Below are 21,527 nucleotides of genomic sequence, written 5' to 3' on the forward strand. Positions count from 1 at the left end.
CCTGATCACAAAAGGTGTTCATCCCAAAATGGCAAAACATCCCAAGATCGAGATTTTGCCAGAAAACTTGAGGAATGGAAGGCAATGGTAATTTGCTTGTTTGCAAGAAAATCGACTCCTCTACGAAAAATATCGTTTGCTTGAATTTCTACCTCTTCATGAAAGCTCTTACACTAAAATTATAGTTTGTTATCGGTAAAATTACAATTAGAAGCACTACCAGCAGCTATGAAGGAATGCTGGTAGCACCAATGTTATGCAATTCGTGTAACAGACGGTAATCTATTATCTATCATAGGCCTCTTGGTAGATTTCCAGGTAGCGATCTAGTTGCAAACCTTCAAAGCCTTTTAGGTATGCATCCCAATCCTTATCAAAATTCTTATCACCTGTTACAAATTGAGCCAAATTTGTTTCAATATAATCCGCAATCGTTGTTTTTAACTGAGCCGCTTCACTTGAATCCTCCAAATTAATAAATATACCACTTGGATAGTTTTCTGTTGTTGCATATGGCTCATAATTATTTTTTGTTTCTTGATGCAGACGAGTGCCGTAGCCATCTTCAGCTAAAGGATCCTCTGGAGCTGTAAAGGATGCTCGGTATTCAAAAGTCCGCAAAGAAGGACCTAGTTGCTCCCAGCCATCATTATGAGTTTGTCCGCCCTCAACTGGTAGTTGAGTATATTTTGCTTGTTCTCCATCATAGTCAAGCTCCCCTTCTTCCGCCTTACGCCATCCTTTGCCTTCAGGTCCATATTCTTGTAAAAGAATCGCTTCTTCCGTAAAAAGGAAATCAACAAGTCTGATCGCCGCAATTTGCTGTTCTTCTGTTGCCTTATTGGTTAAAGCAAATTGCCCATTGGCCACACTTGCTTCAATATTTGCCTGTTGCACCCCTTTAGGGCCTTTTAATGCTGGTACGGTCACATATTCTTTATGACGCGGTGTTTTGTCATCAGGTGATAGAGCATAACTTAATAATGCAGTTGTGACCGAACCCATCACATTCTCGTCGCGATTCGCAAGTTGATTCACAGCATCATTATTTTGAGTAAAGGCGCCCATATCGATTAGTCCATCTGAATATAACTTGCTCATATATTCTAGGCCTTCTCTCCACTCATCTGTATTTGCAGCAAGTGACACTTTATCATCACGAACGATTAAATAGGTATCTCCATCATTATAAATAAATGGGTCCATCAGATAAACGGCAAAATTCCCGCCCCACATCGTTGCTTCTGTAGCCGCTGTTAAAGGGATTTCATCCGCTTTTCCATTGCCATTGGGATCTTCTTCTTTAAAAGCTTTTAATACAGTATATAAATCATCGGTTGTCTCAGGAATCTTAAGGTCTAATGCGTCAAGCCAGTCTTTATTGATCCAATATTTATTCGGATAGGAGCAATGGTAACATTCATTTACTTGGGGAATCGAGTAAATATTGCCATCTGGTGCTGTAATCGATTGTTCAAGATAATCAAGATCTTCCATTGCCTTTTTTATGTTTGGTGCATATTGGTCAATTAAATCATTTAGCGGTAAAAAGACCCCTTGTTCTCCATAGCGCATTTGTTCTTCAGGTGTTAAATTCCCGTGAAGAATGACCTCAGGATAGTCCCCACTTGCAAGCATTAATTGCTTACGGTCATTTAACGCATCTTGTGGAACAAGATCCCATTCAATATGGATATTTGTCTCTTCCTCCAACCATTTGGTATAGGTATTGGTATTCATATTTTCGATTGTTGGATATTGTGGAGCAAACATTTGCAATGTCATGGTTTCATCCACAATAGGCAATTCCCCAACCGGATTAATGGTAATATTTTCTGTACTCTCACTTTTACTTCCATTCTTTCCTGATTCCTTTGACTGACAAGCAGCAAGGAACACCATCACAAATACAATGCTTAGAACAATCCATTTTTTCTTTTTCATAAAATGACCCTCCTTTTTTTATAAGAAAATGACAAATGCCTGTCTAAAGGATGAACGGTTTAGTTCGCTCCGCTGCCTTCTAATCCTTGCATCAAAGCGCCGTTCTGACCAACATCCTGTTGGGCTCCATCCCCCCTTTCAAAAGAGCAAAACCTTATAATCGGCTAGGATTTTAACGAACCAATCATCACTCCTTTGGTAAAATGCTTTTGTACGAATGGGTATATGAGTAAGACTGGAACACTAGCAACAACAATTAATGCATATTTTAGCTGTTCCTTTAATCCTGCCAAGGCCAAAACTTGATCCACATTAGACATCATCGATGGATCAACGGAATTTAATACGAGAATTTCTCGAAGAATGATTTGCAATGGAAATAAATTAGGATCTCTTAGGAAGATCAATGCTTGAAAATAAGCATTCCAATGTCCCACCGCATACATTAAAGTCATAACTGCAATAATTGGCTTCGACAAGGGAATGACAACGCTTGTAATAAAGCGCATGTCACTGCAACCATCTATTTCTGCCGCCTCATACAGATCATCTGGTATAGTTGTCTGAAAAAAGGTTCTCGCAATAATCACCTGAAAAACGGCAACCGCACCAGGCAAAATCATCGCCCATGGTGTATTCAGCAGACCGAGAGCTTTGACAACTAAATAATAGGGAATGAGCCCACCGTCGAATAACATAGTGAAGACAAGAACGGCCATTATAAGACCTCTCCCATAAAAAGTCTTCCGAGAAAGCGGATAGGCAATCATAATCGTTAACACGACATTCACAAGAGTACCAGCGATTGTATACAAAATTGAGTTTCTAAACCCAAGTATGATATTCGGGTTGTCAAAAACCGCTTTATAACCTGCAAGCGAAAAGTCGACTGGAAAAAGCCAGACCTTTCCTGCGACCACGGCACTTGGGTGACTAAAGGAAGAACTGAGAATGTTCATTAAAGGCAGTAATATAATCAGTAATACTAGTATTAAAAAAATGTAAATCCCTGTTAAAAATACACGATCGCCAAATGATTCACGTACTTTACTTGTTTTCTTAGTCATTTTTTCACCTCTTTACCACAGACTGTTATTGGATATTCTTTTTGCTAGAAAATTGACGAATACAAGTAAAATCAAATTAATGATCGAATTGAATAATCCCACTGCTGCTGAGAAACTAAAATTTGATTCAATTAACCCAACTTTATACACATAAGTAGAAATAACTTCTGATGTGGGGACATTCAATGGATTTTGCATTAAGTAAATTTTCTCGAAACCAATGGCCATCATATTACCAACATTTAGGATCAACATGATAACGGTCACTGGCAAAATACTAGGGATATCAATATTCAATATTTTCTGCCATCTGGAAGCACCATCTATTTTTGCCGCTTCATATAACTCAGGATTAACACCTGCTAGCGCAGCCAAATAGATAATCGCTCCATATCCTGTTTGTTGCCAAACATCTGAGAGAACGTAAATCGTCTTAAATAGGCCCGGTTCCCCCATAAAGTTTCTTGGAGACACTCCAAACAATCCTAGAATGCTATTCACAATGCCAGTATTTGGAGATAACGCCACAATAATGATCGAAACCATAATAACCGTCGAAATAAAGTATGGTGCATACGTGACCATTTGCACAGATCGTTTAAATAAGCCCTGGCGTACCTCGTTTAAGGCAAGTGCTAATATAATCGGTGCAGGAAAACCGATCGCAAGACCGTAAAGACTAATTCCGAGTGTATTTTTAATAATATCCCAGAAGATAGGTAGATGAAAAAATTGAGTAAAATGTTTAAACCCAACCCAATCACTCCCCCAGATCCCTTTCACTACATTGTAATCTTTAAAAGCGATCGCACTTCCAAACATAGGTACATATTTAAATGTAATTAAAAATGATAGAGGAATTAATACTAATAAATAGAGTTGCCAATGCTTTTTTACTAACTTCCAATTTCTTGCTCTTTTTTTCTGAGTAAGAAGATGATGCGGATTTTTCTCGATAACAGCTTTCCCAGTTGACATTCCATCCTCTCCTTTCTGTCATTTATGTAAGGGATTACATGTATCATAGCGACAGACAACAAAATCTGACAACAAGCAAATTTCTTTGGGTTATCCTTTTTCGCATTCCGCTTATCTACAACGATGAAAGGTGATAAACATAACCATTTTCTCCATGATTCTTTTTTCACCCTCTGTAAATGCTCTAAAAAAGCTAGGTACTCTACTTCGAAATGGTTGAAGAGGAGATACCTAGCATAATAAATTACGATTCATCCGTTTTTTTGTGCAATTTTCTATATTCTCCTGGCGAAATTCCATATACTTTCCGGAAAACTCTTGTAAATGAATTGGGACTGATATAGCCGACCTGCTTACTGATTTCTACTATTGGTTGATCAGATGTCTTCAATAACTCTTCTGCATGTTCCATCCGAATTCTCGTTAAAAAATCGACAAATTTTTCACCAAAATGCTCCTTGAAGAGTTTACTAATATATTTTCCTTTTAAATTAAAGACTTCACTTAAATGATCAAGAGATAGATCGACTTCCTTATAATGACTTTCAATATATCGTTTAATCTCCAGCAACACTTCATCATAGCTCTTAGTTTGTCTATGAGAAATAATTTGCTTGAACATCTCGTCCAATATCGTAAACATGTTTTCTTTCAATTCTTCTACTGTATCAAATTGTTCCAGCTGATCGGCTAGTCGGGAAACGGCGTGCTCGCTCCAGAGTTCTTGAATTTCTTGTGGGAACAAATGTCTCTCCCGTTCCAAATGAAAAATGAAAAAGTTAATAATATGAATAATTTCTTCTTTCCGCAGTTTCGCTTGAATAATTTGTTCAAATAGCTCATGATATTTTTTACGCCAATTCGGATCACTTAAGCGATAAGCAAACACGGTCTCTTGGGCAAGCTTTAAATAACGGTAAACATCTACTTCTGTTAATGTTATTTCTTCGTATTGGATGGTTTGGTTCAAGCCAAGTGTAGCTTTGTAGGCAAGTGCTCCCGTTGCTTCATCAAATGCTTTACGTATTTCTTCTGGAATTGTAATCCGCCTACTAAATCCGAGTGTAACGGTGAAAGGCAATTGATCAGTTATCACTTGTTTGAAGTGGGTAAAGTAGTGATACGGATCGATATCCTCAGACATTTGCACAATCCCAACGAAACGATACTCATTCGCCCAGCCACACCAAAGAATGGACATTGAATCATGGTCCATTTCACTTGCTCTCTTTTCCATCATAGCCTTCACTTGAAGGAGTTTTTCTGCGCCCAATTCTCGCTTCCATTGACCATACTGATCAATTTCTACTAGAAACACGATCGATGGGGAGAATATTGGCGATAATTCCATTTTCTCCATCTCTTTCTCCCAATCTGGAAATCCATCCTTCCCCATTAAAATTTGCTCGAATCCATATTTCCTGCGCAGCAATAGAACCTCATCTTCCACTTCATGATAGCGACTTGATTGCTCTAACATTTGATCCAAGGTGTGAGCAATGAGGGTAAATTCATTTCTTTGCGAAGGAATGTGCGGCTCTTTTAATACCCCTCCATTAATCTTTCTAACTAGTTGTTCCAACGGCTTGTAAGCTTTTTTCGTTATGTAAATAATCAAGATAACACCCGTCAAAACGACAAAAATGGACACAATAATCCATAATAATCGAACAGATTCTATGACTCTAGTCAAATTGCTTTTAGAAAACCCACTTTCTATTGTCCACCCGGTATAATCTGATGTGAAGCGCGTAAGAATCCGATCTTCTACCGGATGAACATTTTCATTCAAGAGCTCCGTTCCACTTCTATCAGTCAGATGAACAAAGCTTACTTCTGGATCATACATTTCCTGAATCCTCTTTTTTAGCTCGTTTACACTCACGTTCACCACGATAAACCCCTTGGCTTTTCCGTGAAAAGGAACAGGTCGTTTCAAGGATACAACTGCTTTTTTATCTTGTTTTGGGAATTCTCGGAAAAGGCGTTGGTCCGTCCAATGAGATGAATGTCCAGTGGAAGTGGTTTCAATAAAGGAATGGTCTCCATAATCCAATACTTTCGTCACAGTACTAAGACTTAAAACGGTTTCATCATGATCACGAACTAAATAAGCAGAATCAATCATTGGATAATTTATGGTTAACTCTTGCAATGCCTTATATGCTTCAAGATTTCTAGGTACATCAGCTATATCTTCTCCCTCTAAAAACGCTTTAAAGCTTTTATTGATCAAAGATTCTCTTAGTATCCGCTGATCAATCTCTTTCAAACTACGATCGACATAGCGATACGCTTGTCCAGCTAATGACTCGTTTATATTTAGAGCTTCCTGCTTACTCTGTTCATTTAAGACTTGAAAGAAAATAAAGAATAAAACAAGGATAATAATAAAAAAGACAGGTGTGTACGCGAATAACATTTGGCGAAACCAATTACGCTTCATACATTTTCCCCTCTCCAAAATAAAATCAGAGCATTACAATGATTTCAACAAATCCTTACCATAGACGAAAAATGATAGCATGTCTTTCCAATTTGGAGCATTCGAAGGCGTATGATCCATACAGATCGGGGCTTTCATCACTAGGTTGAAGGTTATAACGAATTGGCATATCTTAAGAAAAGCAAAAGCGCCCGTTTAGCGATGTACAAACTTTTTAAGCTTCTAACGAGATAAATGATACACGGCGAAGTATGAGCCGATGTTGACTTATCGTAAGAAGAAGCTAAAAGTTTGCTAGTCGCTGGGCGCTGGAGCTAGATCCAAACACTAGCCGAATTTTATACTTTCTTATCTCTAAAAAAGATATGGTGTGGAGCCTTTATTTAGACACTTTAAGCATTAAATGGCTTTATGTAAGGACACCTTTTTTTAAGATAATATTGGCATATTGAGCCGCTTCTCCAGTAGCCACGATTGCATAGGCTTTTTTGGCTCGCTCATAAAATGCGAAGCGATCCACATATTCCATTTGGAGAGAGATAGCTTGTTCTTTTTGGATGAAGGTTTCATAGTTTTCCCAAATCGTAGGTTGAAATTGCTCTCCTTCCACCACATCCATTAATGTCACAGGATGTTCCACATATGTATCAAGAGGAAAGAATTTTAATATCGCTGCTAATAACTCTGGTATCCCATGTCCATCACAGCGAATAAGATGATGCTGGGCATGGCTGGCAGACGGAAAATTTGCGTCTGCTAGGACAATTTCATCCCCATGCCCCATCTCCATTAATATTTTCATAAGTTCTGGCGAAATAATTGAAGGAATTCCTTTTAACATACAACGTCACACCCGTTCTTTACTTTTCCTCTATATAATAATTTGTTATAGCACCTAGTTTTTCGATCTCACAGGTAATCACATCACCTGGTTGAATATAGACTTGCTGATCTTCTGGTAAACCTAGAACAACACCTTCAGGGGTTCCTGTCAAAATAACATCTCCAGGTTCTAGTGTTAGATATTGCGAGAGATAGCTCACAATTTCCGAGCAATTGAAAATCATATCTGATGTATTGGAATCCTGTCTGACTTCCCCATTAACGGTTGTTTTCAAATTTAGATCATCAGGGTTACCCACTTCATCTGCTGTTACAAGATAAGGTCCTAATGGACTAAATTTATCACCAATTTTTCCAAGCATCCATTGCTGTGTTCTCATTTGCAAATCGCGAGCAGATAAATCATTCGCTGCGCTATAGCCAAATACATAATCAAGCGCATCTGCTTCTTTTACGTTCTTTGCTTTTTTTCCAATTACGATGGCAAGTTCTACCTCATAATCTAGTTTTTCCGTCACTTTCGGTACAGGAATCTCGCTTTTATGACCTGTTAGTGTATTATCGAATTTATTAAAGAGGATGGGAACTTCTGGATAAGGTGCATTTGTTTCATCTGCATGTTTTCGATAATTTAAACCTACACAGATGATTTTATGCGGACTTGTAACACTTGGTCCCCATACAAGATTTTCAGAATCTACATATACAGTCGTGTTTGTCTCTTCTGCCTGCTCCAATAGACTTGATAATTGCTTAGTTGCCTTCTCCCCTCCAGCAATGACAGACATAATATCTGTTTCCACATCTGAGTTACCCGTTTTCTCTGCAGTTGCTTGAACATCGATAATTCCTTTATCTGTTTGAACACCTAATTTATGTACCTCTTGTACTTCATATGTTAATAGTTTCATAGTCAGTATCTCCTTTTCTATTTGTTATGCATCTTTCCCAAATACAACGCCGCCATCAATATATAACGGGGAGCCCATCATAAACTTCGCTTCATCTGAAGCTAAAAATAGGGCAGCATTAGCGACATCTTCAGGCTTTCCAAGATCACCACTTAGTTGCCGCCCTTTAATACTATTAATCGCTTCCTCAGGATCATCATACGAATTTTTTAAATAGTTTTCCACAAAAGGTGTGTAAATGGTACCTGGAAGTAAAGCATTAACACGAATATTATAGGGAGCATAATCCACTTGCATCGACTTTGTTAAGGATAACACCGCCCCTTTAGAAGCACCGTATAAAGCACGCTTTGCTAACCCCATTTCAGCTACACAAGAAGACATATTAATAATGCAACCGCTCTGCTGTTCAATCATATGAGGAGCGACGTACTTGCAGCCTAAATAAACGCCCTTTACATTGACATTCATCACTTTATCCCATACATCTGGTTCTACTTCATCGACACGGCCAACATTACTAATGCCAGCGTTATTAAAAAGAATATCAATCTTTTTATGTTCTTTGATTACATAATCTACTAAAGCTTTCACAGATTCTGGCTTTGTTACATCTGCTTCAAAAAACGAGGCTTTTCCCCCTTTTTGCTGAATTTCCTGTACAGTTTGTTGGCCATGCTCTGGATTGACATCATTGACGATGACATGAGCTCCTTCTTCGGCGAAACGAAGAGCGGTTGCTTGTCCAATTCCACTGCCTGATCCTGTAATAATCGCCACTTTATCTGCTAATCTCATTCTATAACCCCCGTTCTTCCTGCATATGATCCTCCGGTTGCGCTGCTTTCACTGTCAACCCTCCGTCTACCATTAATAAATGACCATTAATTTGCATTGCCTCATCTGATGCTAAAAAGACAACCGCATCCCCAATCTGCTTTTCGGTCCCCAAACGTTTCATTGGATTTGCTTGAATTTCTTGTTCATGGATAGCCGGATCAGCTAAAAATTCCTTACACATGTCCGTCGCCACCGTACTTGGACCGACTGCATTGACATTAATATTGTGTGGACCTAACTCTATCGCCAAGGCTTTTGTTAATTGGTTGGCCGCAGCTTTAGACGAAATATAGTGTGGAATAACAGGGCTTGTTACAAGTAAACTAGCCGTTGAAGCAATATTAATAATCTTTCCATACCTTTTTTCAATCATCTTTTTCGCGACACGTTGAGAAGTTAAAAAAATCGATTTTACATTTGTTTGATACGTTTCATCCCATAATTCCTCTGAAACATTTAGAAAAGGTTGAAATGGAGCAATTCCCGCATTATTGACGAGCACCTCTACAGTTCCTAGATTTTTTTCTACTTCATCAATCATCTGATCGACCTCTTGTTTGATGCCGACATTTGCTTCCACAACCATAAATTTCCCACTATATGATGCTTGTAACTCCTCTTTTAAAGCATTTGCTTGTTCAAGATTTTCAACTGACTTGTAGTTGATTGCTACGTCTGCTCCTTCTTCTGCTAACCTGCGCACAATCGCAGCTCCAATTCCACTACTTCCGCCTGTCACAAGTGCCACACGTTTTTCAAGTCTTTTCATATCTCTGCTCCTTTTTGTTGATCCTCATTATAAACTAATACCAATCCGACTTATACTAAATTCGGCATGACCTAATATTTCCGCTTTTGTTTGTTCTCCATTTGCAACTTCTAAGATGAAATCATAGATATCTTCCCCGGCTTGATCTAATGTTTTCTTCCCTTGTAAAACAAGGCTTGTATCGATATCAATATTATCAGCCATTCGTTTAGCTGTAAGTTCATTTCCAGTTACTTTGATTACTGGAATAATTGGATTTCCAGTCGGTGTTCCTCTTCCCGTTGTAAACACGACCATATGTACTCCAGCAGCCGCCATTCCAGTTACGCATTCGATATCATTTCCCGGGGAATCCATAAAATAATAACCATTGCCAGGGATATCATCCGCAAATGGAAGAACATCCTTTAATGGTGCATTTCCAGCCTTGCTAATGCACCCAAGCGATTTTTCTTCGATCGAAGATAGTCCTCCAGCTATATTCCCTGGGCTTGGATTCCCACCGCGCATATCAACACCCATGCGCTCAATTTCAGCTTCAAACCCTTCAATCGCCTTATAAAGCTTTTCTTTTACGCCCTCAGTTACTGCTTTCGCTGCAACAAGATGCTCAGCTCCAATAATTTCAGTTGTTTCCCCCATGATGATCGTTCCACCATTGGCTAAAAGCATATCAGACGTTTTTCCAAGTGCTGGGTTACTACATAGTCCAGAGGTGAAATCAGATCCTCCACATTTTACTCCAACAATTAATTCAGAAACCGGTACATCTTCCGTGGGTATTTCTTGAATTGCACCTACTAATTTCTTTGCTTCAATAATCCCTTTTTGAATGGTTTTAATGGAACCGCCTTCAGTTTGGATATCAATCCAGACAACAGGTTTTCCTGTTTCTTCAATTTCCGCTTTGACTTCTTTAGCATCGATTACCTCACAACCAAGACTAACAATTAAAACTGCTCCAACATTGGGATTCTTCCCCATTCCCACCAAGACTTTATGTGTTCTCTCTTTATCATCTCCTACCTGACTACAGCCATGCTGGTGCGGAATTGCGACTGAATCCGGAACTTGCTGTTGAATTCTTGCACATACCTGGTTCGCACAAACAACAGTCGGTAAAATCAGTAGGTGATTACGGATTCCAACTTTTCCATTTTCGCGCCGATAGCCTTTAAACGTTTGCATGTTTTTGCGCCTCCTCACTCTTTTTATCTCCTCTACCTCTAATGCCTTCAATATTATGAATGTGAACATGTTCGCCCACTTGTATTTGCATGGTAGCTGCTCCGATCACTTCACCATATTTGAGCACTTCTTGCCCTTTCTGAATTGGTACAATGGCTACTTTATGACCAAAATCCACATTATTTTTCAATTCTATTTGTTGCTCATTTTCCTTTTGGATGTAAGTTAACATCTCCCCTTTTTTTATATCTTTTAAAAGGGTTGCAACATTGTCTTTATCGTCCATGACAATGCATGTAATCCCTGATTGAAACGCTTTCTCCATAAAAAGACCTCCCTTTTATCTAGTATTTTTTGTTATCGGTATCATAATTTTAACAAATCATTGGCTTTTATGTCAATTAATTATTTTAAAGGTTAAGCTTATCAACATGATTGACCAGTGTGTTATCGGATAGTGAAGTATTTCGTTATAAATTGCGAGAAACGAATTGAATATCTAGTATTTGTTGGTCTCGGAAAATAGATATTTTGATAGGCTTTTCTCCTTTAGAATTTATATTAAGGTTCAATATATCCTTCAAACTCCCTATCTTATAACCTGCAATTTCAATAATGACATCCTTTTCCTGCAGACCAGCATTTACCAATTCACTCTCTTCCGGTGCTGTTTCGATCCATACACCGATTTCATCTGGAAGACCGAATGCTGATACTTCACCAATGCCAGTCACATTTCTGATTTGAACTCCCATCCATTCACAAGTCTCCCCGTCACGGGTGCTAGCAGTAAAATCTTCGGTTTTCGGTAACTGGGGGGTACGCGCTATTTGGCGATACTCTTCTTTGTATACACCAAACTGATCCATCGGAAAGTTATTAAATCCTTTTTCTAGTGCTGGTGAATCGTCCTTTACTCGATAATCTCCGATATCAGGATTGATAAATTTAGCGTCCCCTATGATCGAATTCGAATCCCTGTCACTTTGCTGCTGAAGAGAATTTGCTGGTGTAACGACATTTTCACCATTTCTATGAAGCAGATTGTTGTCACATTCTAATCCCCAAGGTTGGGGTACGAGAATCGGTTTGTAAGCCTCAAAGACAATATTATTTCGAAAGATGTCCTGACTACCCTTATACCATACATGAGGGTGGAACGAATTATGAACGATAATGTTATTTTCGCATTTACGATAAAAGCCTTCCCTTAGCTTTATTCCGCCACTAAGGCAAAGATTATTATAAATATGGTAGTTACTTGACCCATCATCCAAATCGATATCCCAGCCATGGTCACAACGCCAGCGATTATTGCGGATAATGACGGGCTTGATCGTATCTAGAATTGGAAGCTCGCTAGGTTCTGATTTCTCGTTTACAAGGTTTAGGCGATTCAGGTCGACATCCTCCAGCCCCCAAAAACGGTCACGTCCCCAAGAATTGAAAGAACCGTGATCACCTGTTTCCAACACAGTATCGAATACATCATTACATTCAATTAGGTGCCCACCCCATGTTCCATCTGATATATTTATCCCTGCTCTAGGAACCTCGTAAATGCTGCAGTGGCGAATTGTAATGTTCCGCGACATTGAAATTTGAATTGGTGCAGATTGTTTTTCATATCGACCACTCCGATAAATAAGACAATCCTCCACAAGACAATCAGCAGGATATTCATTTGTCAAAGGGCCAGGTGTCTGATCCATATCTTTCAGTTTTTGTCTCTGATTATATTCAAATAACGGGCTGCGTACAGCTGAAGCTTGTCCAACAAACGCAATTCCGTTTGCACCAGCATTAGCAATATGACAACCACGTACTGAAATCTCACGATTGAAACCGCTGACGAAAATGGCATTTCCCCCTAATTGATCTAGAAAACAGTCTTCCACATGACAGTTTTTGCTTCCCTCGAAGAGTATCGCACCACCGCGGTAAATTGTCCAGTCACTACGAAGCAGCGGTTCACGGGTATCCATGAAGCTTCTAGATGTATGACGGAAAGTAAATCCCTTAAGCGTGATTCTGCATACAGGCGATGCCTCGGTTCCATCGAATTCGATTAAATGGTGTAACTGATCGGCTTCGACAACTGCATTCTGCAAGTCAGTATCCGCAATTGGGTAGACATAAAGAATATTCTTACGACGATCTAAATACCATTCACCGGGTGCATCTAGTTCTTCAAAAATATTTTCTACGAAACGATATTCATCATGCATGCCAAGCTGGCGATTATTTTGCCAGCCTCCTTCATAAGTCAACTTATCGTTTGGATCTTTGCCGGTTATGAGATAATGATAACCGCCCCACATGTGTTTATGCATCGCATGAATATAGCCATCGCTGGGATCAGACCAACCTGCAATTCTATTTTCATTTAAGCAATCGGAAGAGTAACCGTTATAAATAGATACAGTGGGATCATAATTCGGGTAACGAGCCATCCAATAGCGTCTTTCATTTACGAATAACTCATCTATCTCTAAATCTTCAGGAACAGTCGCTTGCCATATCCCATCACGAAAATAAGTCCATGCTAATTTTAATGAAGTTCCACCACTAATCACAACGTGCTCATTTTCGAAAGCTTCAAAGAAAATAGGGACTTCATCCGAGCCAGAGTCTTCAGCAGTAAACTGAAGTGGTTCTTTTAAAAAGTACGTACCTTCTCGCACATAGACCCTAATTGGAGCTACAGCTTTACGTTTGGTAGCACGTACCGCATGCTTCGCTTTATCTAATGTAGCAAATGGCGCATCCTTTGTACCGGGGTTTCTATCATCTCCTACGCATGAGACGAAGAATGTAACTGCCCCTACTTCTCCTTCACACTGGTTACTAGAATTTTCAGAGTAACTGGACGCCATCATCATAGTTTTTTCCTCCTGTCAAACGTAAAAATTAATTTTATCAATGTAAACCGCATTTTTAACCAAGTATCTTAAAAAGTGTAATTACTTTTGAAACCTAATTAGAGTAGGTTACATTTCCAGATGATCTACTCTATTTTTTTGATTTTGAATTTCTACACAGATAGTGAGATTATTGTGTTGCTTTTGCCTCTTGAATTTTAATTTCCCACTCTTCCTGGGTTCTTCTTAAAAACTCTTGAATGTCTGAACTCTCTTTTAATTTCTCAAAGTCAAACTCGACAAAGCTATCCCAAGGACTTTTTCTTTCTGGTGGCGGTGCAAGTGTATTGACTAACAATGCCGCTACGTTTTTTCCTTCCATGAGTGGATTATCTGCTCCATATTCCTGGTTAGGAACCCGTGTACTTGAAGGCAAAAAATGCACAACCTACCTTCAGAATTTTTTATAGGGCGTTCCCTTTACAAACGAATATAAAATATCGATAAACTTCTTAGTTACGATGGTTGGATGGTGTACACATCACCTTTTATCGATCTAAATTCGAGAATAGAATCATGCCACGTAGTGTTTACCAACCTCTCCCCATTACAAACTAAAAGCGGTATATCAGTCCTAATTCTACAAATTCCTTCTACCTTTGGTTTGATTTTCGCGGAATGGAATTCCCCGTCTTTCCATATGATGTCGACTTCATATCCTCCCCTGGCTCGCAACCCTCTGACAGACCCATTCAACCATGTTTTAGGCAATGCAGGTAAGAAAACAATTTCCCTGCAATGCGACTGCAGCAGCATTTCCGCTATACCGGCTGTTGCCCCAAAATTACCGTCAATTTGGAAAGGTGGGTGTGCATCAAATAGATTCGGATAAATCGAAGTTGTCAAAAGCTGACGAACGTTTTGATATGCCTTTTCCCCTTCAAGTAGCCGCGCCCAAAAATTGATGATCCAAGCACGACTCCAACCTGTGTGGCCTCCACCATTTGAAAGTCTCCCTTCTAGAGTTTGTTTAGCAGCGTTAGCCAATCCAGGAGTATGAATGGGATGGATTTCTTCCCCTGGATGTAAGGCAAACAAATGAGAGATATGGCGATGGCCTGAATCCACTTCTTCATAATCCTTGATCCACTCCATAATCTGACCAAGTTGCCCAATCTCCGTTTTCGGCAATCGCTTGATCGCCTTTTCTATTTCCATCATAAAATCATCATCATTCTCCAAAATCTTCCCAGCTTCATGGATAGCCGTGAATAAAAATTGTAGGATTTGGCTATCCATAGCAGGCCCCATACAAAGATTTCCTTTTGTTCCATTTGGAAGCTTAAACGTATTCTCGGGAGAAATGGACGGGCCTGTCACTAGCTGACCATTCTCATCCTCAACGAGATAGTCCAAGAAAAATTCAGCTGCTTCTTTCATAACAGGATAGGCACAATTACGAAGGAAATTTTCATCTTGTCCAAATCGATAATGCTCCCATAGATGCAAAGATAACCATGCGCCACCCATTGGCCAAACCGATGCAGATAAAGGGATCCCTTCTATATGCGTTTCTCCCCACAAATTCGTATTATGATGGGCCACAAACCCGCGACATCCATATAACTCCTTTGCTGTCACTCTTCCTTTTTCTCTCATTCTTTCAATTAAATCAAAAAGTGGTTGATGACACTCAGCTAAGTTACACATCTCCGCAGGCCAGTAGTTCATCTGGGTGTTAATATTAATCGTATATTTTGATTCCCATGGAGGAGTGAATTGATCATTCCAGATTCCTTGTAAATTGGCGGGCAAACTACCTGGTCTTGAACTTGAAATAAGTAAATAGCGACCGTATTGAAAAAAGAGAGACTCTAAATCTACATCTTCTTCTCCCTCTTGATAACGTTTGATGCGAATATCTGTTGGTAATGAACATAGCTCTTCTTCTTCTCCATTTACAAGATCCAGATGAACCCGTGCGAATTTTTCATGATATTCTTTCATATGTGCTTCTTTTAGTTCATCATACGTTTGTATGGATGCGCCTTCTATTTGCTCCAGACAAACCCGTTCAGGGTCTTGATAACGAAAAGTGGTTGCCGTACTTAGAAAAAGGGTTACCGCATCTGCGTTTTCAACTGAGATCGAGTCCCCGATCGTTTTAACCTTTCCACCTTCATTTACTGCCTTGATAGCCGTACGAAATTCTACACCATCTCGCCCGCACTCTCCCTCCATGAGTAGAATATTTGGAGATATAGCTCTACTCCCTAGATCAAATGGACGGCGCATCATATTCGCACTAAAATTCAAGGCTCCCGGCCTATCACTTATTAAGCGTATGACCACAGTTTCATCCACAGCGCTGCTAAAATATTCACGTGAATATTTTACTTTTCCTACATTATATTGAACCGTTGTAATAGCTGTCTCCAAATCTAAAATTCTACAATATTTATCCGCAGACTCATCATCATGAAGAAACCATAAATAGAAATCTCCTAGTGGCTGATAAGGATGTAAATATCTTGGCTGAGATAACAGCGCCATTCTCGCTAAATGCTCTGCCTCTTGTTGCTTTTCGGAAAATAGTAATTGCCTGATTTCAGGTAAATACTTTTTGGCATCTGGATTATTGGCGTTTTGCGAGCCTCCATACCAAATAGAATCTTCATTTAATTGAATTTTCTCTTGATGGATTCCTCCAAAAATCATCCCCCCTAATCGGCCATTTCCGATAGGGAGAGCTTCTGTCCACTTCTTTGCTGGTTGGTTATACCAAAGTTTTTGATTCGTTTGCAATGTTCAACCTCATTTCAATTGAATTAGAATTTCCTTGAAATACGTGCTAACCTAGGTATTTTAAGGGCTAAGATAATTAATCACTTAGTTTCCAGTTGTAACTTATACTAGGAAGTGAGCATTAATTGATCCATACATCATTATTCTTCACCCTGACGCTCTTTGATTAAGACTTTTATTTCCTCAGTTGCCTCCCGAATAAACGTATTCGTATCTTCCTGGCTTGATATAAATTCAGCAAAGCGATCACGGAAATATTCCCTATTTATATAACTTTCATATTGCTAATATTTTACGGGGGTATATAGAAGCCCCTTTCAAAAGCCCCTCTTATACACAACCATATGTTTATTTTTCAATCCTTTCATAATTCTTCCAAAAAGCTTTTCCTGTTGGATGCCGTTCCTCAAACCATTCATCTCTAAACTTTTTCATTCGCTCTCGTAATTGGTTGATAATCTCTTCATACCCTTCCACATCATATAAATTATTCATCTCTGCTGGATCTTCAAATAGGTCAAATAACTGCGTATAAATTGTGTTATCTGCAGCATATTCTATTAATTTAAAGCGCTTATCTTTTGTTGCACGTACTTTATCTGCATAGGAGAAATATAGATTCTCACGTAAACAGACCGTTTGATCATTTAGTACAGGCAGCATACTAAGCCCTTCTACAGAAGTAGGAATCTCTATATCAATTAACTCACAAAGAGTTGGAAATATATCAAAGTGGTAGACATAGCTATCCCTTAACTCATTTTCTGGTATGCCTGGTCCTGATAAAATTAGGGGAACCCTTATACTGTGATCATAATTATTTTGTTTACCCAGTAATCCATGTTGCCCAAGTGCCAGTCCATGATCTGCTACAAACACAACAATGGTATTTTCATATAGTCCTTTTTCCTTTAGTTTGGTGATGATTTGTCCGATTTGATCATCATGATGGGTAATCATTGCATAATATCGAGCAATATGTGTTCTTACATCTTCCTCTTTTCTTGGATGGGAAAGTAAAACCTCATCTCTAATATTATTAACACCGAAGTCAAGCGAATGTTCTCCAACGAAATTGATTGGTAGCTCAATATTATCTGGGTCGTACATATTCATAAACTTCCTAGGTGCATTTCTTGGATCATGAGGGGACATAAATGCTAGATTCATAAAGAAAGGTGTTTTCTCTTGATAACAATCTAACCAGTCAATCGCTGTTTCAGCAAATAGATCTGTGGAATGTTTTCCCGGATAAATTCGATCACAGTGCATCCGAGTTACGGAATCCTGTAGCATCGGATTCGTAATAAAGTTTTTTATATTATTATATTGACCCGTTTGATCATAATCTGAAACAGGTACATTCCAATGATCCCACATTCCACCAAAGAAGATATTTTCTCCATCTAAAAAACTCCTATTAAATGTTTCCGCTCCATTATGCCATTTGCCTGTTGCAAATGTAGTATAACCTTCTCGCTGAAGGGCCTCGCCTAATAAAGTATGATCAGCTGGAATAGTGGCTCCATCGCTCGGCCAATTAAAATGGTTTTTTCCAGTATGGATCATCGCTCTACTTGGCATACATACTGCACCTGTTGTTCCACCGGGAATATGTGCTTGGATAAACGAGGTACCTGTTTTAACTAATTCGTCTAAATTAGGCGTTATGACTTCTTTATTTCCCAAGGCATTTATAGTTCCATATCTTTGATCATCAACAGTTATCAAAATAATATTTGGTCTACTCATTTCAAATTCATAATCTCCTTTGTCCATCCACAACTCAACGAAGCTATGCTGACAAACTTACCAATCAGCATAACTTCATTTAATGGGACCTTATTGCCATTCGATTCGGGATTCAAGCAAGAGAATCTTCTGAATTTAATAAGACACACGATTAATCTTTTAAAAATATCTCTATAACAGGAACAGAAATATTCGGTTTCTGCACAGGTACTTCCAATGTAACTGATCCAGATGTGACTCTAGTTGAAATATGAGAGTGCACTTCATTTGGATCATGTTCTTTATAATGGATCTCTGAAGCATCATGCAGAAATTGAGCATATGCTATTTTTCCAGCTAAGCCTTCTATATGAATATGTTTAAATGGCCAGGAAAAAATATGCAGATATAAGCGGTTACCTTTTTGTGTATAACGACAATCAACTGGAGCGGTAAATTCACTTGCATTAGCGCCATAAATGGAACGAGCATTCACCCTCATCCAATCGCCTATTTCATTCAAAGTGTCAATTGATCTCTGTTCAAATTCTCCACGCCCATTTGGGCCTACATTTAGAAGAAGATTCCCACCTTTTGAAACGCTATCAATTAACATCTTTACCAACATTTCCGGTGACTTCCAATCTAAATTGTCACGATCATATCCCCAACTGCCATTTAATGTTTGGCAAGCCTCCCATATAACTGGCTTACCATCCTCTATTAAAGCCGAACTTGGTTGGTATTGTTCTGGTGTTCTCACCCCGCGTCCTAAATCAAGTCGGTCATTGAGGATAATATCTGGTTGCAATTCGAAAATCATTTTTTCTAATGCTTCAGATTTCCAATCATCCGCCCCTTTTCCAGTTGACCAATCCCAATTTCTATTCGGATATGAAAAGTCAAACCAGAGATAATCAATTTTCCCATAATTCGTTAATAATTCACGTACCTGCCCATGTAAATATTCCACATAATTATCCATCTTACGATTAGTGGCTTCTCTCTTAAAATCTTCATCATCTCGTTGGGGATGCAACCCATCAATTGGAAATTCGGGATGATGCCAATCAATCAAAGAATGGTAGAAACCAACTTTCAATCCTTCTTCTCTAAAGGCGTTGACCATTTCTAATAAGAGATCCCTTTTTGCTGGGGTGTTTGTCACCTTATAGTTTGTTAGTTTGGAATCCCAAAGAGCAAACCCTTCATGATGTTTTGTTGTAATCACTAAATATTTTATTCCCGCATTTTTTGCCACCCTTGCCCATTTTTGTGGATCGTATAAATCAGGATCAAAAAATTCAAAATACTTACGATACACATCTGGATGAATTTTCTCCCGGTTCATCACCCACTCATGACGAGCAGCTCTTGAATACAGCCCCCAATGAATAAATAATCCGAAGCGATCATGAATAAACCAGTCTGGATTCCCATAATAAGCCGGCCAATTGGTATTTTGAACTGCAACACTTTCTTTTTGCATTATCTCTTCTCCTCCTCTAATGTTTATTTATATTTCTCGTCATATGCTTCTTGGTAAATTTCGATGTAACGCTCCAAATTCATTCCTTCCAGTGTGGCAAGGTATTGATCCCAGCCTTTTTCAATATCATCATCCCCTGAAATAAAACGGGCATTTGATTCATCAACAAAGTTTTGGATCGTTGCCTCAATCTCTGCTAGTTCGGCGGATTGTTCTTCGTTAAAATAAAGTGGTGGAACGATCATATCCTCATCAGGCTTATATGGTTCATATTTTTCCTTCGTTTCTTCATAAAGGAGTGCTTCTAGGGGCTGTTCATCTGTTGTCATTTCACTTAATCTAAATTCGTTTGTTCTAATGACTGGACCTTGCTGCGCCCAGTGAGTATTCTGCACTTCACCATAGGAGGCTAAACGCACCCACTTTGCTGGTTCGCCATTAATTCCCACTTCCCCTTCTTCAGCCCAACGCCAATTCTTATCTTTTTCACCAATTACAGCTCTTAATGTAATCTCCTCTTGATAGAATCCTTCCGCCCAGCGCAAGGCGACTTCCGGATGTTTCGCTTGATTCGTAACAATAAAAGAAGCTCTGCCTGGTACAGGTGGTTGATACCAAGCAACTCTGTTTCCATTTGGTCCCTCTAAAGGAGGTACGGCCACATAATCTAGCCATTTCCCGCTATTGCCACCACCAGTCATAAAATCACCCTGCCAATATCCCATCGCCATTCCTAATATCGTTTCCTTGGAATTTCCTAGACGCTTTAATTGATCTTGATCCTGTGTCAAGGATTCTTTTGCCATTAAACCTTCCGAATACAATTGATGAATGTATTCCAGCCCTTCTTTCCATTCAGGTTTTGTGTAAGGGACTTGAATTTTTCCATTTTCAACATACATTTCATTGTAAATAAATGGATCCATCAAGTAACTAGGAAAAGGCCATAAATCTTTATTGCCAGCAATCGGAAGCTCATCTTGTTTACCGTTTCCATTTGGATCTTGTTCTTTGAAAGCCTTCAAAACTTGATAGAATTCTTCCGTTGTTTCAGGCATTTCTAGTCCAAGCTCATCAAGCCAAGGTTGATAGATCCATAGTTTTTGCGCCAATGTACAATGGTAACATTCATTGATGTAGGGCATTGAATAGATATTCCCATCAGGTGCCGTAATCGACTCTAAAATATCTGATCTTTCATCTAAGAAACTTTTCACATCTGTTCCATAATCCTGAATCAAATCATTCAAAGGTAAAAACATTCCTTGACTTCCATAAATCATTAATTGTGAAAGCGTAACCGGACTGTTCATAATGACATCTGGCAAATCACCACTGGATAGGACTAAATTGAGTTTTTCCTCTGCATTTTGACTGGGGATTACTTCCCATTCAATATGAACATTGGTTTTTTCTTCATACCATTTTGTGAATTCATTTGTTTTAAAATCTTCTACTAAAGCATGCGAAGGTGCTAATACCCTCATTGTTACTTTTTCTTTCGTGATAGGGAATGTCCCAGGCTCCGTTAGTTCAATGTCTTTTGTATCATTGGCTTTGCCACCTGCTTTCTCCTCATTATTGCAAGCCGTTAAAAATACAAGAAAAGTCAATACAACAAAGAATAAACAAGATAATTTTACCTTTTCCACTAA

At 38.9% G+C, this 21,527-nt stretch carries 16 protein-coding genes; all 16 read right to left on the minus strand.

From position 1 onward, the window contains the following. Positions 1-285 precede the first annotated feature (285 nt). Positions 286-1,944: an ABC transporter substrate-binding protein gene (locus IPU53_RS09535; protein WP_207450191.1), complete on the minus strand. Its 1,659-nt coding sequence runs from the start codon at positions 1,942-1,944 to the stop codon at positions 286-288. Between the two features lie 164 nt (positions 1,945-2,108). Continuing rightward, on the minus strand, positions 2,109-3,011 hold the full coding sequence (locus IPU53_RS09540) for a carbohydrate ABC transporter permease (protein WP_207450193.1): 903 nt from the start codon (positions 3,009-3,011) through the stop codon (positions 2,109-2,111). Positions 3,012-3,023: 12 nt separating this feature from the next. Next, positions 3,024-3,989, minus strand: a complete 966-nt coding sequence (locus IPU53_RS09545; protein WP_207450195.1) for an ABC transporter permease — start codon at positions 3,987-3,989, stop codon at positions 3,024-3,026. Positions 3,990-4,233: 244 nt separating this feature from the next. After that, a complete protein-coding gene (locus IPU53_RS09550; protein WP_207450196.1) occupies positions 4,234-6,435 on the minus strand; it encodes an AraC family transcriptional regulator in 2,202 nt (733 codons plus the stop codon). A 409-nt stretch (positions 6,436-6,844) separates the two neighbouring features. Then, positions 6,845-7,276 (minus strand): L-fucose mutarotase, encoded by a 432-nt coding sequence (gene fucU / locus IPU53_RS09555; protein ID WP_207450197.1) that lies wholly within the window; start codon positions 7,274-7,276, stop codon positions 6,845-6,847. A gap of 19 nt (positions 7,277-7,295) precedes the next feature. Continuing rightward, positions 7,296-8,189: a fumarylacetoacetate hydrolase family protein gene (locus IPU53_RS09560; protein WP_207450198.1), complete on the minus strand. Its 894-nt coding sequence runs from the start codon at positions 8,187-8,189 to the stop codon at positions 7,296-7,298. Positions 8,190-8,213: 24 nt separating this feature from the next. After that, a complete protein-coding gene (locus tag IPU53_RS09565; protein ID WP_207450199.1) occupies positions 8,214-8,987 on the minus strand; it encodes an SDR family NAD(P)-dependent oxidoreductase in 774 nt (257 codons plus the stop codon). Between the two features lies 1 nt (position 8,988). Continuing rightward, positions 8,989-9,798, minus strand: coding sequence for an SDR family NAD(P)-dependent oxidoreductase (locus IPU53_RS09570; RefSeq protein ID WP_207450200.1), 810 nt, complete (start codon positions 9,796-9,798; stop codon positions 8,989-8,991). A 27-nt stretch (positions 9,799-9,825) separates the two neighbouring features. Next, positions 9,826-10,986, minus strand: a complete 1,161-nt coding sequence (locus IPU53_RS09575; protein WP_207450201.1) for a UxaA family hydrolase — start codon at positions 10,984-10,986, stop codon at positions 9,826-9,828. Next, positions 10,973-11,311 (minus strand): UxaA family hydrolase, encoded by a 339-nt coding sequence (locus IPU53_RS09580; protein WP_207450203.1) that lies wholly within the window; start codon positions 11,309-11,311, stop codon positions 10,973-10,975. Before IPU53_RS09580 ends, IPU53_RS09575 begins: the two co-directional genes overlap by 14 nt. 145 nt (positions 11,312-11,456) lie before the next feature. Beyond that, on the minus strand, positions 11,457-13,868 hold the full coding sequence (locus tag IPU53_RS09585) for a PDZ domain-containing protein (RefSeq protein ID WP_207450204.1): 2,412 nt from the start codon (positions 13,866-13,868) through the stop codon (positions 11,457-11,459). A 169-nt stretch (positions 13,869-14,037) separates the two neighbouring features. Continuing rightward, positions 14,038-14,283: a hypothetical protein gene (locus IPU53_RS09590; RefSeq protein WP_207450206.1), complete on the minus strand. Its 246-nt coding sequence runs from the start codon at positions 14,281-14,283 to the stop codon at positions 14,038-14,040. An 80-nt stretch (positions 14,284-14,363) separates the two neighbouring features. Further along, complete coding sequence (locus tag IPU53_RS09595; protein WP_207450208.1) at positions 14,364-16,652, minus strand: glycoside hydrolase family 95 protein; 2,289 nt, start codon at positions 16,650-16,652, stop codon at positions 14,364-14,366. A gap of 348 nt (positions 16,653-17,000) precedes the next feature. Then, positions 17,001-18,404: a sulfatase-like hydrolase/transferase gene (locus tag IPU53_RS09600; RefSeq protein WP_207450210.1), complete on the minus strand. Its 1,404-nt coding sequence runs from the start codon at positions 18,402-18,404 to the stop codon at positions 17,001-17,003. A gap of 151 nt (positions 18,405-18,555) precedes the next feature. Beyond that, the gene (locus IPU53_RS09605; RefSeq protein ID WP_207450212.1) at positions 18,556-19,872 is read right to left on the minus strand and encodes an alpha-L-fucosidase; all 1,317 of its coding nucleotides are present in this window, start codon (positions 19,870-19,872) and stop codon (positions 18,556-18,558) included. Positions 19,873-19,895: 23 nt separating this feature from the next. Then, positions 19,896-21,524, minus strand: coding sequence for an ABC transporter substrate-binding protein (locus tag IPU53_RS09610; protein ID WP_313886471.1), 1,629 nt, complete (start codon positions 21,522-21,524; stop codon positions 19,896-19,898). Positions 21,525-21,527 lie beyond the last annotated feature (3 nt).

Origin of the sequence: Bacillus sp. SD088 (assembly GCF_017355205.1) — a bacterium.
Lineage (GTDB): Bacteria > Bacillota > Bacilli > Bacillales > Bacillaceae_C > Lederbergia.